The following is a 14,491-nucleotide window of genomic DNA, read 5'->3' as shown; positions in this document are numbered from 1 at the left end:
CCCTGAAGGAAGAGATAACCCGCCGGCGTGTTCCCAGGTGCGGTAGAAGCGGTTGAGGCAAACCGCGCCGGCTTGATGGAGGACCCGGTGCGCCCCGATGCGTTCAAGGGCTATTTCTCGAACTCTCGGTGGATCAGCGAGCGGGCCAGGCGAGCGGCGACGTCGCCGTCCACGGGGGCGTGGCCGATCAGCAGGCGGTACCACATCAGGCCGAAGAGTTGGTCGACGAGCAGATCCAGATCGGCGTCCGCGGGTAGTTCGCCCTGTTCGAGCCCGCGGGTGAGGAGGGCGTGCAGTTCGGTTCTGCGGCCGGTGGTGAACTGGCGCAGACCTTCGGCGGCCACGGGGTCGCGCTGCGCCTCGGCCATGAGGCCGCGCAGCAGCCCGCTGACCTTGTCGGCGGTGTGGAAGGTGGCCGTCAGGAAGGTCTCCAGGTCGTCGGCGAACACGCCGGTGTCCAGGTCGGGCGTCTGCTGCCTGGCCCGTTCGGCCATGGCCTCCAGCAGTACCGCGCCCTTGGAGGGCCACCAGCGGTAGATGGTGTGCTTGCTGACCCCGGCGGCGCGCGCGATCACATCGATCGAGACGGCCGCGTAGTCGTGCGCGATCAGGAGATCGGCGGCGTGATCGAGGATGGCCTGCCGGACGGCGGGATTGCGACGGCGCCCAGTGTGCGGGCGCTCCCGGGGCTCTGAGGTCACGCGCCGAGCCTAGCACTTGTCGAAACCAATGGTCTCGGCAATCCTTTTACCGGTACTATGAGTATCGACAAATTTCCGCGACCACCGCCCCCTGCGCCCGATATGTGCGGGTGGCGATGCAGCGACGGGCAACCCAAAGGACTCACAGCACGCCCTGGAGGGCAGATGAATCGCGAACAACGGTTCCAGCACGGCTTGAAGGTGCTGCGGCAGATCGATCCCGAAGCCGGGCAGACGATCGTGAACGCACTGGCCGATGTCTCACCCGAACTCGGCCATCAGGTGGTCTCCTGGGTTTTCGGGGAAATGTACTCCCGTCCCAACCTCCCTCCTAGAGACCGGCAGCTGATCACCCTCGGCATTCTCGCGGCCCTCGGTGGCTGCGAGACCGAACTGCACATCCACATCAACGCCGCACTCAACGTCGGCCTCGTCCCAGCCGAGATCGCCGAGGTGTTTCTGCACTCGGCCGTCTATTGCGGGATGCCCCGCGCCCTGAACGCCACCTTCGTCGCTGAGAAGGTCTTCGCCGAACGGGGCCTGCTCCCCGTCGCCGACGCCACAGCCTGACCGAAGCCCCCGCAACCGGGAAGCCCCGAGATGGGCAATCAGGGGCGGCCGGCCGTTCTTCTCCACCAGTTCTTGATCGCTCCACATCGGGGCCAGGTGCCCGGCGGCCGGCCGCCCCCCATCCCGCTGAATCATCTGGCTGACGGGAATCCGGGAGGCATGTTCATCACACCACCACCCAAGGGGCCACCCTGAACCAGCACGGTCGAGCCGGCCATGAAGGAGAACTCGTCGGTCGCCAGCGAGACCACTGCTCGGGCGATCTCCTGAGGGGTGGCCATCCGGTGGAGCCCGGATACGTTCAGCGGTCCCCAGGCCCGCTTGAACGCATCCCAGACGGCGTCCGGAAGGCCCGGCGGCCGAACCAGTGCGGTGTCGGTCGTACCAGGTGCGATCGCGTTGATCCGGATTCCCTGCGGGCCGTAGTCCATGGAGGCGGCATCCACAATGCCCTTGATCGCCTGCTTGCTCGCGGTATACGCGACACCGCCCGGCCGCCGTGACTCCGACGCGGTACAGATGATCACACCGTTTCCTGCCTTGAGCATGTGCGGCACCTCGTACTTGATGGCGAGGAAGACCCCGCGCGCATTGGTGTCCTGCACATCGGCCCACTGATCGAGTGTCATTTCATGGACCGGCGCGGTTTTGGTGATCCCAGCGTTGTTGAAGGCCACATCCAGCCGGCCGAAGACGCTGACCGTCTCGTCCACGAACCGCTGCAGTTGCTGGGGATCGCGTACGTCGGCGCGGATGTAACGCGCGGTACCGCCGGCCTGGCGGATCTCCTGCTCCACCCGGCGGCCGAAGTCGGCGCGGCGGCCGCAGAACCCGACCTTCGCCCCCTCGGCCGCGAACACCTTGGCCGCAGCCTCTCCGATGCCTGATGTGGCCCCGGTGATCAGAACGACCTTGCCGTCGAAGCGGGCCCGCGCAGGCGCAGCGGACGGTGGACTCGTGGGCGAAGAGGTGAGATACGGGGGCAGCGTCACCGCACCGCCGAGCCCCGCCGCACCGGCCGCGGCCGCGGCGATCCCGAAGAACGCCCGGCGACCGGATCGCCTGGCACCGTCTCCGGGCGGCTTGCCCGGCGATGTCGCATCATCGCCGGCAGGCGCGAGGCCATCGTCTGGTGGGACGGAATCCTGCCCACGATTGTCTACGGTCATTGATACCGCCCTTTCCTGGTTGTCCCATGGCGGGACGCCGGTTCCCACGTGGTGTCAAGCCTGGCCGCACCGCGCGTCGGCCACCTCGCTCCGCGGGCCGCGGTCACCGGCCATGGGCAGGACGCGTCTCCCCTCCTCTGGGAGGACCCGAGCTGGGAGGACCGGGTGCCGCCGCAGTCAAGGGTGCGCTCCCCGACAGCAGGCCCCTCGCCACAACGACCAGACCGGCCCGGCCGAACGCTCGCCGGCCGCGGCCGGTAGGAGGAGGCCGCCTCCTCCACTCGCAGGAGGCCGGACCGGCCTGGCCGACCTACGATGAGGTCGTGAGCTGGATCGAACAGGTCTTCCAGCCGGGCCGCGTTCTGGCCCGCACGCTCGTGCTGCTCGTCTGCCTGGCCGGGCAGTTGCTGTTCTTCGAGCACGGCGCGGGCGCGCGGGATTGGGCCCTGGCGCTGGGGGCTCTGGCGTTGAGCACGCTCGGCCGTTGGTCGCCACTCGGCGTGCTGCTGGTTCAGGCGGGGTTGCTGGCCGGCGCCGACCTGTACGGCTTCGCGATCGTGTTGGCGATGAAGGTGCTCGCCTGCGTGCTGCTCTTCGACCTGGCGGTACGGCGTCCGGGCAGGCAGGTGGCGGTGGGTGCCGCGGTGCTGGGCACAGTGGTGTGCGTCAACCTGCTCGACCAGCTTCCCGAGCAGTTGCCGTCGGTCCTGTTCCGCATCGCGGTGGTGGTCGGCGTGCCGTTGTTGCTGGCCGCCTACGTACGGCTCGGCCTGCAGGCGGCCGGCCGGGAGCGCGAGCGCGGTGACGCCCGGCTGCGAGAGGCCAGGCTGGCGGAGCGCACGGCCGTGGCGCGCGAACTGCACGACCTGGTCGCCCATCACATGTCGTCCATGGTGCTGCGGGTGGGCGTGGCCAAGCATGTTCTGTCCTCGGGCGACCCGAGGGTGAGCGAACTCCTCGACGGGTTGCACGCGACCAGCAGCGCCGCTCTCGCCGACATGCGTACGCTGGTGGGGGTGTTGCGCGCTCCAGGGCGGGAGCCGGCCTCGATCGTGGAGCCCGAAGGGTTGCCCGCCGCGCTTGCCTCCGTGGTCGAGCACGGGCGGGGGAACGGGCTGGATGTCAGCGCCGACCTCGACCCGGCGATCTCCGGGCTCGACACCGTGCGTGGCCTGGCCGTACTCAGGCTCGCCCAGGAAGGGCTGGCCAACGTGGCCAAGCACGCGGGTCCCTCGGCCCGGGTCAGGTTGTGCGTCAGGCTGATCGAGGGTGGGGCGGTGCGGGTGGACGTCATCGACGATGGCACGGGGGCGCCCGCGCGAGGAGCCGGCTATGGACTGATCGGTATGCGTGAGCGGGTCAGCCTGCTCGGCGGGCGTTTGGAGGCGGGACCGGTCGAGTTCGGCTGGCGGCTGTCGGCGGTCCTGCCGTGATCCGCGTGCTGATCGCCGACGACCAGCAGCTGGTCAGGATGGGTCTGCGGATGCTGTGCGAATCCGAGTCGGACCTTGATGTGGTGGGCGAGGCCGCGAACGGCGAGGAGGCGGTACGGCTCGCCGAGCGACTCGTGCCCGACGTGGTGCTGATGGACCTGCACATGCCGGGGATCGACGGCATCATCGCCACCCGGCAGATCGTCACCGCCCGCTCCTCTGCCCGGGTGCTGGCCGTCACCACGTTCGACGACGACGATCACCTCTATCCGGTGCTGGCCGCGGGGGCGGTGGGCTTCGTGACGAAGGACACACCGCCGGACGACCTGCTGCGCGCGATCCGCGGAGCGGCGCAGGGCGACAGGATGTTCAGTCAGTCGCCGCTACGCAGGCTGGTGGACCAGGCCGCTTCCGGCCGTCAGGCGCCGTATGCGGTCCCCGAGCTGCCGTCGTCGCTGACCGAGCGCGAGCGTGAGGTGCTCGCGCTCGTTGCCGAAGGGCTGTCGAACAGGGAGATCGCCGAGCGGCTGTACGTCGGCATCACCACGGTCAAGAGCCACGTCGCCAGCATGATGAACAAGACCGGCTGCCAGAACCGCATCGGTCTGGCAGTGCTGGCCGACCGGGTGGGGCGCTAGGAGATCCACAAGCCCAGGCGGCGTCCGGCGTGCCCGCTCCGGTCAGGACCTGTACGGTCGTGCCCGCTCCGGTCAGGACCTGTACGGCCACCGCCGCGATGTCGAGCGGACCTGAAGGATGACCGCCTGCATGATCGACGTGGCCGTCTGGTGGCCGTGCCCGGGCACGAGGGCGAGGAACGCGCGCAAGGCTTGCTCGTGCAGCGGCGTGCTTGCTGCTGTTCACCGAGCGGGCGCCCGGTTGCGGGTATCCATGCGGTAGCGGCCCGGCGCCTGGCCGTGGGCGCGGGTGAAGGCGCGGCTGAAGGCGGGAACCGAGTGGTATCCCACGGCGGCCGCGATGTCCTCGACGGATTCGTGGGTGTCGCGGAGCCGGACGGCGGCCAGGTCCATCCGCCACTGCGTCAGGTAGGCGGCGGGGCTCTGCCCGATGGCCGCCGGGAAGCGCCGAGAGAGCGTCGCGCGCGACACCGCGATCGTCGACGCGAGGGTCGCGGTCGTCCACGGCCGTGCGGGATCTTGATGGATACGCTCCAGTGCCTGGCGGACGATCGGATCGCCGAGCATGCCCAGCCAGGTTCCGCGCTGCTCGACCGGGCGGGTGGCCAGCCAGGCGCGCAGCAGCTGGATCAGCATGATGTCGACCAGGCTGTTGAGCACGGCCGTCGTCGCGATCTGCGGATGGGCCAGTTCGCGGCCGAGCAGGCGTACGGCGTCGTCGAAGCAGGCGGCCCCCACCTCGGCGCCGACGTGTACGAGGTCGGGAAGCCTGGTCAGCACCTGCGTGCGTACCGCCGGATCGCAGTGGTAGTGGATGGTGACGATCCGCGTACGCACAGGCGGCGAACCGAGCCGGACCACCCCACCGGTCTCGCGTGCGCGTGCCGCCGCCGCCTGATCGCAGGCTCCGGCCTCGGTGCCGGGCGCGTCGCCCAGGACGTGGCGCGTCCCGGGCGGGAGCAGGATGACGTCGCCCGCGGCCAGCTCTCGCGGCTCACGGCCGGCGACGGTGAGCCACGCACTGCCCGCGGTGACGGCGTGCATCGCCGCGCCTGGATAGTCGTCCAGAACCATAGCCCAGCTTTCGCCCGCCTCGATCCGGGTGCCGAGGGTGCCCCGGACGCCGGACACCAGGAGCACATCGGCCAGGAGATCCATGGGGCGATCGTAGCGTCGGATCTCTCTGGATGAGGCATACGGATAATTTTCTGCGTCAGAAAGGCATCGACTGACGCGCCTCGTGCTTCGTACAGTTCTCTACGCCCGGGTGGACCGGGCCGTACCCCAAGGAGAGACATGCGACTGCACGGAGCCACCGCCCTGGTCAGCGGCACCAACCGCGATCTTGGCCGCCACTTCGCCGAGCAACTGCTGCACCGAGGCGCGGCGAAGGTGTACGCCACCGCCCGCCGTCCGGAACTCGTTGACCTTCCCGGGGCCGAGGTGCTGCCGCTCGACATCACCGACCCGGCGTCCGTCGCGGCGGCAGCGGCCGCCGCGGGCGATGTCGACCTGCTGGTCAACAACGCTGGGGTCTCCCTGGGTGTGAACCTCGTCGACGGTGACCTCGACAAGATCCGGATGACCCTCGACACCCACTTTTACGGCACCCTCGCCATGATCCGGGCCTTCGCCCCCATCCTCGCCGCCAACGGCGGCGGCGCCATCCTCAACGTCCTGTCAGTCCTGTCCTTTCAAAGTTTCGACGGCAACAACGCCTACGCCGTCGCCAAGTCCGCACAGTGGAGCCTGACCAACGGCGTCCGGCTCGAACTCGCCGGCCAGGGCACCCTCGTCACCGGGCTGGTGTTCGGGCCGACGGCCACCGAGACCATGAAGGCCTACGCGGAAAAGGTCATGGAGGGCGGCGCGCTCCCGCACGGCGTGATGAACGACCCGGCCGACATCGTCCGCACCGCACTCGACGGGGTCGAGGCCGGGAAGATCGAGATCCTCGCCGACAGCTTCGGCGCCACGGCGAAGGCCTCGCTCGCCGGCGACCCCCGCGCCTTCGTTCTGGAGACGGCTTCCGCCGGGTGACACGCCGGGCTGCGGGCGGGACAGGAAGCCGATGCCGGCCCTGCTGCCCTCATCCGCCAGCCCACCGGCGATTGAAAACCTTGGACGCCTGCCCTCCCGCGCCATTCTGATCCCAGCCCGTTTCATGGCTTACAGGCAACGCCCCCGTAGAGCCACTTCGTGGCCGCTGGAGCCGGGTCTGATGGGTCGAGGTGCCAGACGTCTATGGTGACCAGGCCAGGGGCGACCACATCGAACCCATCGAAGAAACGCATGATGTCCGCGCGCTCCCGGAAGTAGATCGGCGTCGGCGTGGGCGCGTACGCAGCCTCGATCTGAGCGACCGCGTCCGCTGACTTGCCATCGGTGGTGACGTGGGTCATCGCGAGGTAGCTGCCTGAGGGCAAGGCGTCGCGCAGTTGGCCCATGACGGAACCACGCTCCGCCATCGTGAGGAAGTGAAGCATGGCGATCATCAGGACACCGACCGGTTCGCTGAAATCAATGAGCTTGACCGTCTCCGGATGTCCCAAGACGTCGGCCGGACGTCGCATGTCGGCAGCGGCCACTCTTGTGTTGTCGTCGGTCGCAAGAAGTGCGCGACCGTGCTGGAGCACGACCGGGTCATTGTCGACGTAGACCACACGCGCATCCGGGATGACCTTCTGGGCGATCTCATGGGTGTTGCCCACGGTCGGCAGGCCAGAGCCGATATCGATGAACTGCCGGATCCCCTGCCGGGCCATGTACCGCACCGCACGCCGCAGAAACGCCCGGTTTTCCCGAGCCAGCTGACGGATCTCCGGCATCGCCTTCTCCACCTGCCGGACGGCCTGCCTGTCAACTTCGAAGTTGTCTTTCCCGTCGAGGTAGTAGTCATACATCCGGGCGACGCTCGGCCTGGTGACATCGATGCCCCCCGATCCGCGATCGCTCTGCCCCACCACTACAAACCTCCCTTGAAGATCAATTTCACTCAAAATAACACAATGAGCAAGGCCCTGGAGTCAGAGTCGGAAGCCGACGGCTGATACGCGACCACTCGCTGATCCCCGGCTGTCCGGCGTCGCGATGCTCGCCGGGGCGGGGTGTGCGGTCGCACCTCACGCTCGTCGATGTCCGGGCCGGCCAGAGCCCAGGTGACGGGGAACCCGGCCGGGTGCACATCGGGAACCACCCGACGTACTGTCCAAGTCGCCTGGTCCCAGGCCATGTACGGCTTGATCAGCTCCACCTGACGGTCGAACTCCTGCGACTTCAGCTCGCGGTTGGAGACCAGCTGTCACGATCATCTCGAATGCGTCCATGACGCCGTCGCACGCCGCAGCGCGTAGGCTCCCCGGGGTATGAAGGTACTGATTTCTGTTGATATGGAGGGCATCTCGGGGATCGTACATTCCACCGAGACGAATCCGGGTCGATACGATTACGAACGCGGCCGGGCCTTGATGACGGCCGAGGCGAACGCCGTGATCGCCGGTGTCCTGGACGCCGAACCCACCGCCGTGGTTTGGGTCGCAGACGCGCACGGGCCGTTCCGTAACATCCTGCCGGAGGAACTCGACCGGCGGGCGCACCTGGTTCGTGGCAAGCCACGCCCGCTGAGCATGCTCGGCGGGCTCGACGAGCACACCGACGCGGTTCTGCTCGTCGGCTACCACGCCCGTGCCGGTGGGGGGCCGGCCGTGCTGGCGCACACCATGAGCGACGACATCCTCGACGTGCGCGTGGCCGGCCGTTCCTTCGGCGAGATCGGTCTCAACGCCGCCATGTCCGGCCATCTGGGCGTGCCGGTCGCGCTGCTCAGCGGCGATGACACCGCCTGCGCCGAACTACGTGACCTGGTCCCCTCGGCCGTCACTGTCGCGGTCAAACAAGCCCTCGGGCAGGCCACCGCCGTCGCCCTGCACCCCGAGGAAGCCCGAGAGCGGCTGCGCCGGGCGGCCGCCGACGCCATCATGCGCCGCGCACTGGTTTCGCCTCTGTCCATTCCCGGACCGCTTGACGTCGAAGTCGATCTACACAGCCCGGTCACGGTGGATCTGGCGACACTCGTGCCGGGTGTTTCACGGGCTCAAGGCGGCCGTACGGTCACCTTCACCGCCGCCGACTTCGCCGACGCCTACCGGCTGGTCCTGTTACTCGGGCAGCTCGCCACCATTAAACCCGGCTAGGCCACGGAGTTGGGCTCCTGAGTGAGCGTGAGTGGCCTGCGGGAGGAAAGAGCTCCTCCTAGCCATCGGCGTATCGCACTCGTCCCACCAGCACGCTGAGCAGCAACACCGCGACGACGATGGATGTCAAAGCGAAGCGGAGCCCGATCAGGCCGCTCAAGGCGCCGATCAACGCCGGCGCGGCGATCGACGCCCCCGGCATCTGCCCGAGCTCCACCATCGAGACTCCCTCGCTTGGAGACAGTCCCTCCTGGTTTCCGGCAAGGGTGTAGACACTGGGATTCACGCAAGCCATTCCGACCGCGAGTAAGACGAATCCCGTGATCGCCGCCACTGGATTGCTGATCAGGAGACAGGCACCGAATACCGCCGCCGCGAACAAGGTGGACATTCGCACGAGGCGGACCGTGCCCAGACGTGCCGTGACTCGATCCACCGCCAGCAACGCCGCCACGGTCCCGGCGGTTGCGGCAGCGGTGTAGGAGATGCCGCCGGCAACCGAACCCGCGCCCATGGTGTCGGACACGTAGACGGCATTCCAGAGGATCGCCGACTCGGACACGTACCCCGACAGGAAGGCCATGACCGTGATCGGCAGCATCGGGCGATTGAACCTTTTCCGGAACGACATCCGGAGCGTCCCGGCTCTCTCGCTCACTTCCTTGGGCAGCCATCGAGCCGTCGCCGCCAAGCACAGTCCGAGCAGTCCACTCATGGCGGCGAACTGGACCCACGGCCGCACATCCAGCACCGCCGTGAATGTCCCCGTCGCCCCGCCGATCAGCGTCCCTGTTCCGAAGCAGGCATCGAAACCGCCCATGAGTGGCCTGCGGTAACGGCGTTGCACGTCCAGCGCGAGTGCGCCCATGGGGATGCCCATGATGTGGGCGACGAGGGCCCATGTCGTCAGGCCGAGCACAACCCCCGTGAAACTGGTCGACAACACCATCAAAGGCACGGTGAGGAGGACGAGCCCAGCACCGGCGATGGCAAGTAACCGGTTAGGGACTCGCCCTGCCAGCAGCATGATCGCGCAGAGCCCGATGACGTTGCCGATGCTCGGGACGGTGTTCGCCAGGCCCCAGAGGGCGTCGTCCGCACCCACCTGCCGGCGGACCTCGGGGACCCGGGCGGCCCACCCGCCGATGGGCATGCTCATGATCAGGTAGAGCAGGGCGACGGCTAGGCGCGCCTGTCGGCCTTGGCGTCGCTCACTTGTATGTTGCGGGGCTTCTTGAGGGTTCAAGTCGCGTCGGTATCGCGTCGGCCTGTCTCGGGCATGCCCAGGCTCCTCCGTGACCGTCGCGGGTCGTGCGGGAAACGCTTCCTGCACGTGGCAGGGGTTGCCGCGGAAACGCTACGAAGGGACCGGATGTCCCGTCAATCCCGTGTGATCAGGCTCCTTGGACGGTGCCCCATCCGGCGGTTCCTTCTGCCTGTTCAACCTGGTGCCTTGAACTTCGCAGTGAGGTGGGCCATCAGGCGCGCGGGCGCGTCTTCCTGAAGGAGGTGACCGGCTCCCTCGATCCAGTGGAGTTCGGCGTGCGGGATCTTCTCGTGCAGCCACTCGGCGTACTCAGGGGGAAGAATGCGATCCTCACGTCCCCAGAGCAGGCGCACCGGCAGTGAGACCTCGCCCAGCAGATGCTCGTATTCAGCCGTGTCCACCTGCCTGATCTGGCTGTACTGGCGGTAGAACGCGGCCTGCCCCTGAGCGCCCCGCCACGGCTCAAGGAAGGCGTCGAGGATCCCTGGCCGGAAGCCGACATGCGTGGCATGGCGCAGGTGGCTGGCCACCAATGCCTCATGGGCGTAATCGGGAAGCTGCTGGAAGACCTCCGCCTGCTTGAGGATGAGCTGGAAGAGTCCTCTCTCCCACTGACCACCGCTCACCGCGTCGAAGAGGGTGAGATCCCCGAAGCTCGCTCCTTCCAGCAGCAGAGCCCGCAAGGCGACCGCTCCGCCGATGTCGTGGGCGACCACGCTCGGGCGGGACAGCCCCCAGTGGTCCAAGAGCCGACTGAAGTGGCCGGCATGAGCCGCGAGGCTGAGGTCCTGGCCTTCGTGCTGGTCCGACCGGCCGAACCCGAGATGGTCGAAAACGAAGACCTGACGGGTCAGAGCAAGCGCCGGCGCGACGTCCCGCCACAGGAAGGACGAGTACGGGGTGCCATGTACGAGCACGACCGGGTCGCCGTGGCCCATGACCGCCCATCGCACAACCCCGTCAGGCGTCTCGAATTCTTCGCCCAGCGTCCAGTCCACGACCATCCTCCTGCTCGATCGGATACCGCGCCAACCGCCATCCCCGTTGACCGAGCCGCCATGCGGCACTGCCGCCCTCATCTCTCGCCCCGCCGTCAACGAGATCTACAAGCTGCCCCGATCACTTTCAAGTAGGCCGTTGACACCCCTGAGCGGCGCCGCTCGCCGGGCGGCCGCCGCCCGGTGGTATGCCGGGACAGTCGAATTCGGGGCCTGTCTCAGAGATCCGGGTGGACGTGCCGATCAGTTCTCCATTCCGGAGACGGTCGCGTTCGCGGCGAGATCGAGGATGCGCTCATTGACGAGGCCAGGGCATTCCAGTGGCACGGTGCAGCACTATTTCGAGACCAAGGAACAGCTGACGCTGTTCGCGCTGACACACCTGGCTGAGCGGATGCAGGAGCAGATCAAGGAGAAGCTCGCCCTGCTCGGTGCCGATCCACGGCCGCGGGAGGTGATCGAAACCGTTCTCGTACAGGCATTGCCCACCGACGAGGAAAGCCGGGTCTTCCACCTCATCTACACCTCCTACGCGATGCTCGCGGTCACCGACACCGCCCTCCGGCAGCAACCCTTCCTGGCTGCGCCCGACGCGATGGAGCGATTCGTCGCCGAGCAGCTACGGCTGGCACAGCAGTCAGGAGACATGCCCAACGGCCCAGATCCCCGGCCGGACGGAGGCCACCGTCCTGCTCGCGATATCAGCTGGACTGGGCACCAGCGTGCTCCTGGGGCAACGCAGCGCCGAGGAGGCGCTGACGGTGATACGCCAGAGCTTGGACCGGCTCGGCAAACCCTGATCTGGCCGTGTTCTTGCCTACCGGAAGGCGCGATGGCCGCCCTCAGTGGCGGGTCAACGGTCCGCGGGCCATTGGTGGAGCGCGAACGGGATACGGGCCAGGATGTTCGCTATCGCCGCCGCCGCGTAGCCGACCATGTCGGCGGGCAACTCGTCCATGGGCCACCAGGCTACTTCCGAGCACTTGTGCGGTTCGGCGTTGTACGGCTCGCCGTGCCACTCGGCCGCGGTGAAGAAGAGGCCGACTCGTTCGGGAGCGCGGTGCATGACATGGGAGAACGTGAGGTCATCCGGGCTCATGGTCACGCCCAGTTCCTCGCCCGCCTCCCTGACGGCCGCGTCGGCCGCCGACTCCCCTGCCTCCAGGTGACCGGACGGCAGATGCCACAGTCCGTCACCGTAACCGGTCCCGGTTCGCCTGCCCAGCAGGACCTTGCCGGCACGGGGCAGGAGTATGTGCACGTCGATGACGGCTCGAAACCGGTCCTGCGGTCCGAAGCCGAGGGACCGAGCGCTGTCCGGGTCCAGGCCCGACGGTGGACGGCGGTCGAGGCCCGGCAGAGGCCGGCCATCGAGAGCCGGCGGTGGACGGCGGTCGAGAAGCGACGGTGGACGGTGGTCGAGGGCTTGGACCCACTTGACGGCCACGGCGGCAACCTGGATCAGCTCGGCACGCAAACTGCCCGGGTCCGATTCCGCGAACGCCTCGAACACCTCCTCGGCCAGGATGTGGCGCCAGGTCAGCACGCCGTTCGCGGCCGCCGTCTCGGTCTCAAGCCTTGCCAGGTCAGCCCCGGTCACCGTGCCCTCGCCCCCGGTGCCGTCGGGCAACACCTGCATGCCCCACTTCGCATCCTGAGCCGCCCGCTCGGCACCCACATCGGCAAGCACCTTCGCCAGCGACCCCGGCACGCCCGCATCCCCGTCGTGTGTCATGCCCCCAGTTTGGCCCAGCGGCCTCATCCCTCAGACCGCCATCCGCCCCCCTGATCACATACCGGTCGCTCCCGTCAAAGAGCCGTGCCGGGCAGGGGTCGTGGAGGGGTGGGGCGGAAGCCGGGGGCATGATCGTACACGTGGTCTCGGAAGGCTCGTACCGCCGGAGTCAGTCGTTCGCCGGCCGGCCAGCTCACGCCGATGGTGCGGTACACCGGTGGCGACAGGGGGATCTCGACCACACCGGCACCGGCCTCCAGAAGCGGGCCGGATTCGGCGCGGGGAAGGATGGCCACGCCCAGGCCCGCCGCCACCAGGCCGCGTACCGTTTCCGACTCCTGGCCCTCGAAGGCGATGCGCGGCTCGAACCCCGCCGACGCGCACAGATCATCGGCGATCTGGCGCAGGCCGTAACCGTGTTCGAGGGTGACCAGTTCCTCCCCCGCCAGTTCCGCGGCCCGTACGCGGTCGCGGGTCGCGAAGCGGTGGGACGGGGGGACGGACAGGACGAGCTCCTGGTCGGCCAGCGGCCGGCTGGACAGCTCGGGATCGTCCAACGGCATGGGCGCGACGAACGCCAGGTCGATCTCCCCCTCCCGCAGGGCCCGCAGCATGTCCTGGCGTGAGCCCTGAGCCAGGCTGAAGCGGACGCCGGGGTTGCCCGCGCGGAAGCCGCGGATGAGGGACGGAACCAGCGAGCGGCCGAGAAGATGCAGGAACCCGAGTACGACGCGGCCGCTGCCCGGGTCGATCTCCTCACGTACCTCGCGGGCGGCGGCGGCCACGGTGGTGAGCGCGCGGCCGGAGGCGGCGGCGAGGGTGCGGCCCGCCCTGGTCAGGCGGATGCCACGGCCGGACGGGACCACGAGCGGGGCGCCGACCAGGTCCGCCAGGGCGGCGAGGCGGCGGCTCGCGGTGGGCTGGGGGATGCCGAGGAGCTCGGCTGCGCGCGTCACGTGACCTGTTTCGCCGACGGCCGCCAGCAGGGCCAGGGCGGGGGCGAGGTGCGCGACCAGCCGTTCGTCAGAATCATGCGTCATCGTATGAATTATCGTCCATATCCGCATTAGACGTATTTATTAGCCTTGCTTAGCGTTGCGCGCGTGGTCATCAAGGCTCCGGCGGACACCCGGCGGATCAGCGCGGCCGTCGCGGCGGCCGGTTTGTCGTCGTTCGCGTTGTTGTACGCGCCCCAGCCGGTGCTGCCGCAGCTCGCCTCCGCGTTCCGGCTGGATCCTGGGACCGCGTCGCTGGCCATCGGGGTGGCCACCGCTTCGCTCGCCATCGCGGTGCTCCCGCTGGCGGCCCTGGCCGAGGTGGTGGGGCGTCGGCGGTTGATCGTCTGGTCGGTGGTGGTCTCGGCGCTGATCGGGCTGTCGCTGCCGCTGGCTCCCTCATTTCCCGTGCTACTGGTGATGCGGGCCGTGCAAGGCGTGGCCATCGCCGGGTTCGCGGGGGTTGCGGCGGCGTACCTGGCCGATCTGGTCGGGGCGGGACGGCTGGCCGGCGCGGTGGGCGCGATGATCGCCGGCAACTCCGTCGGCGGCATGCTGGGCCGGCTCGGCACCGGCTTCGCCGCCGAACCGCTGGGCTGGCACGGGGCCCTGCTCGTGGTGGCGGGGGTGTCCCTGCTGTGCGCGCTCTTCACCGTCCTGACCCTGCCCCACAGCGAAAGACCACCGGCGCCCGCGTACGGCGAAGGGCCTGCCGTGCCATCGCCGGCGCACGGGGAGCGGTCCGTGGGTGGAGGGGGCCGCGGGCGGCGTTTCCAGCCACGGCAGGGGCGG

General features: G+C 68.6%; 15 protein-coding genes. 6 read left to right on the top strand and 9 right to left on the bottom strand.

The window, feature by feature from the left end:
• Positions 1 to 110: 110 nt before the first annotated feature.
• Entirely contained in the window at positions 111 to 701 is a 591-nt protein-coding gene (locus tag ITP53_RS60245) for a TetR/AcrR family transcriptional regulator (RefSeq protein ID WP_195895917.1), read from the bottom strand.
• Positions 702 to 902: 201 nt separating this feature from the next.
• On the opposite strand from ITP53_RS60245, the gene ITP53_RS14585 reads away from it, so the two are divergent.
• Entirely contained in the window at positions 903 to 1,271 is a 369-nt protein-coding gene (locus ITP53_RS14585; protein WP_207755970.1) for a carboxymuconolactone decarboxylase family protein, read from the top strand.
• 131 nt (positions 1,272 to 1,402) lie between these two features.
• Here ITP53_RS14585 and ITP53_RS14580 read toward each other — a convergent pair whose 3' ends face one another.
• The gene (locus ITP53_RS14580) at positions 1,403 to 2,440 is read right to left on the bottom strand and encodes an SDR family NAD(P)-dependent oxidoreductase (protein WP_195895915.1); all 1,038 of its coding nucleotides are present in this window, start codon (positions 2,438 to 2,440) and stop codon (positions 1,403 to 1,405) included.
• 323 nt (positions 2,441 to 2,763) lie between these two features.
• Here ITP53_RS14580 and ITP53_RS59220 point away from each other — a divergent pair, with 323 nt between their 5' ends.
• Complete coding sequence (locus ITP53_RS59220; RefSeq protein ID WP_195895914.1) at positions 2,764 to 3,873, top strand: sensor histidine kinase; 1,110 nt, start codon at positions 2,764 to 2,766, stop codon at positions 3,871 to 3,873.
• Positions 3,870 to 4,511, top strand: coding sequence for a response regulator (locus tag ITP53_RS14570; RefSeq protein ID WP_195895913.1), 642 nt, complete (start codon positions 3,870 to 3,872; stop codon positions 4,509 to 4,511). Before ITP53_RS59220 ends, ITP53_RS14570 begins: the two co-directional genes overlap by 4 nt.
• A 222-nt stretch (positions 4,512 to 4,733) precedes the next feature.
• Here the strand turns inward: ITP53_RS14570 and ITP53_RS14565 are convergent, their stop codons facing one another.
• Positions 4,734 to 5,669 (bottom strand): AraC family transcriptional regulator, encoded by a 936-nt coding sequence (locus tag ITP53_RS14565; protein ID WP_195895912.1) that lies wholly within the window; start codon positions 5,667 to 5,669, stop codon positions 4,734 to 4,736.
• Between the two features lie 138 nt (positions 5,670 to 5,807).
• On the opposite strand from ITP53_RS14565, the gene ITP53_RS14560 reads away from it, so the two are divergent.
• The gene (locus tag ITP53_RS14560) at positions 5,808 to 6,551 is read left to right on the top strand and encodes an SDR family oxidoreductase (protein ID WP_195895911.1); all 744 of its coding nucleotides are present in this window, start codon (positions 5,808 to 5,810) and stop codon (positions 6,549 to 6,551) included.
• 122 nt (positions 6,552 to 6,673) lie between these two features.
• On the opposite strand, the gene ITP53_RS14555 is transcribed toward ITP53_RS14560, so the two are convergent.
• On the bottom strand, positions 6,674 to 7,474 hold the full coding sequence (locus ITP53_RS14555; protein WP_328814519.1) for an SAM-dependent methyltransferase: 801 nt from the start codon (positions 7,472 to 7,474) through the stop codon (positions 6,674 to 6,676).
• A gap of 402 nt (positions 7,475 to 7,876) precedes the next feature.
• Between ITP53_RS14555 and ITP53_RS14550 the strand changes: the two genes are divergently transcribed.
• A complete protein-coding gene (locus tag ITP53_RS14550) occupies positions 7,877 to 8,704 on the top strand; it encodes a M55 family metallopeptidase (protein WP_195895909.1) in 828 nt (275 codons plus the stop codon).
• 58 nt (positions 8,705 to 8,762) lie between these two features.
• Here the strand turns inward: ITP53_RS14550 and ITP53_RS14545 are convergent, their stop codons facing one another.
• The 5 genes from ITP53_RS14545 to ITP53_RS14525 form a co-directional block, all read right to left on the bottom strand.
• On the bottom strand, positions 8,763 to 10,037 hold the full coding sequence (locus tag ITP53_RS14545; protein ID WP_328814478.1) for an MFS transporter: 1,275 nt from the start codon (positions 10,035 to 10,037) through the stop codon (positions 8,763 to 8,765).
• Positions 10,038 to 10,144: 107 nt separating this feature from the next.
• Positions 10,145 to 10,975, bottom strand: a complete 831-nt coding sequence (locus ITP53_RS14540) for an alpha/beta fold hydrolase (RefSeq protein ID WP_207755969.1) — start codon at positions 10,973 to 10,975, stop codon at positions 10,145 to 10,147.
• A 289-nt stretch (positions 10,976 to 11,264) separates the two neighbouring features.
• Positions 11,265 to 11,483, bottom strand: coding sequence for a hypothetical protein (locus ITP53_RS14535; protein WP_195895906.1), 219 nt, complete (start codon positions 11,481 to 11,483; stop codon positions 11,265 to 11,267).
• A 339-nt stretch (positions 11,484 to 11,822) separates the two neighbouring features.
• Positions 11,823 to 12,704, bottom strand: coding sequence for an NUDIX hydrolase (locus ITP53_RS14530; protein ID WP_207755968.1), 882 nt, complete (start codon positions 12,702 to 12,704; stop codon positions 11,823 to 11,825).
• Between the two features lie 74 nt (positions 12,705 to 12,778).
• A complete protein-coding gene (locus ITP53_RS14525) occupies positions 12,779 to 13,744 on the bottom strand; it encodes a LysR family transcriptional regulator (RefSeq protein ID WP_195895905.1) in 966 nt (321 codons plus the stop codon).
• A 63-nt stretch (positions 13,745 to 13,807) separates the two neighbouring features.
• Between ITP53_RS14525 and ITP53_RS14520 the strand changes: the two genes are divergently transcribed.
• The coding region (locus ITP53_RS14520) for an MFS transporter (RefSeq protein WP_328814472.1) at positions 13,808 to 14,491 on the top strand (684 nt) is incomplete at its 3' end.

It is taken from the genome of Nonomuraea cypriaca (genome assembly GCF_015645445.1).
GTDB lineage: Bacteria > Actinomycetota > Actinomycetes > Streptosporangiales > Streptosporangiaceae > Nonomuraea > Nonomuraea cypriaca.
Note: the sequence above shows the minus strand (reverse complement) of the source record. Positions and strands in the feature narration are given on the sequence as shown.

What these genes read in the sequence shown, in the direction of transcription:
- ITP53_RS14580 (WP_195895915.1), bottom strand. Translation starts at nt 2,440, where the DNA reads ATGACCGTAGACAATCGTGGGCAGGATTCCGTCCCACCAGACGATGGC.
- ITP53_RS14565 (WP_195895912.1), bottom strand. Translation starts at nt 5,669, where the DNA reads ATGGATCTCCTGGCCGATGTGCTCCTGGTGTCCGGCGTCCGGGGCACC.
- ITP53_RS14560 (WP_195895911.1), top strand. Translation starts at nt 5,808, where the DNA reads ATGCGACTGCACGGAGCCACCGCCCTGGTCAGCGGCACCAACCGCGAT.
- ITP53_RS14550 (WP_195895909.1), top strand. Translation starts at nt 7,877, where the DNA reads ATGAAGGTACTGATTTCTGTTGATATGGAGGGCATCTCGGGGATCGTA.
- ITP53_RS14540 (WP_207755969.1), bottom strand. Translation starts at nt 10,975, where the DNA reads ATGGTCGTGGACTGGACGCTGGGCGAAGAATTCGAGACGCCTGACGGG.
- ITP53_RS14530 (WP_207755968.1), bottom strand. Translation starts at nt 12,704, where the DNA reads ATGACACACGACGGGGATGCGGGCGTGCCGGGGTCGCTGGCGAAGGTG.
- ITP53_RS14525 (WP_195895905.1), bottom strand. Translation starts at nt 13,744, where the DNA reads ATGACGCATGATTCTGACGAACGGCTGGTCGCGCACCTCGCCCCCGCC.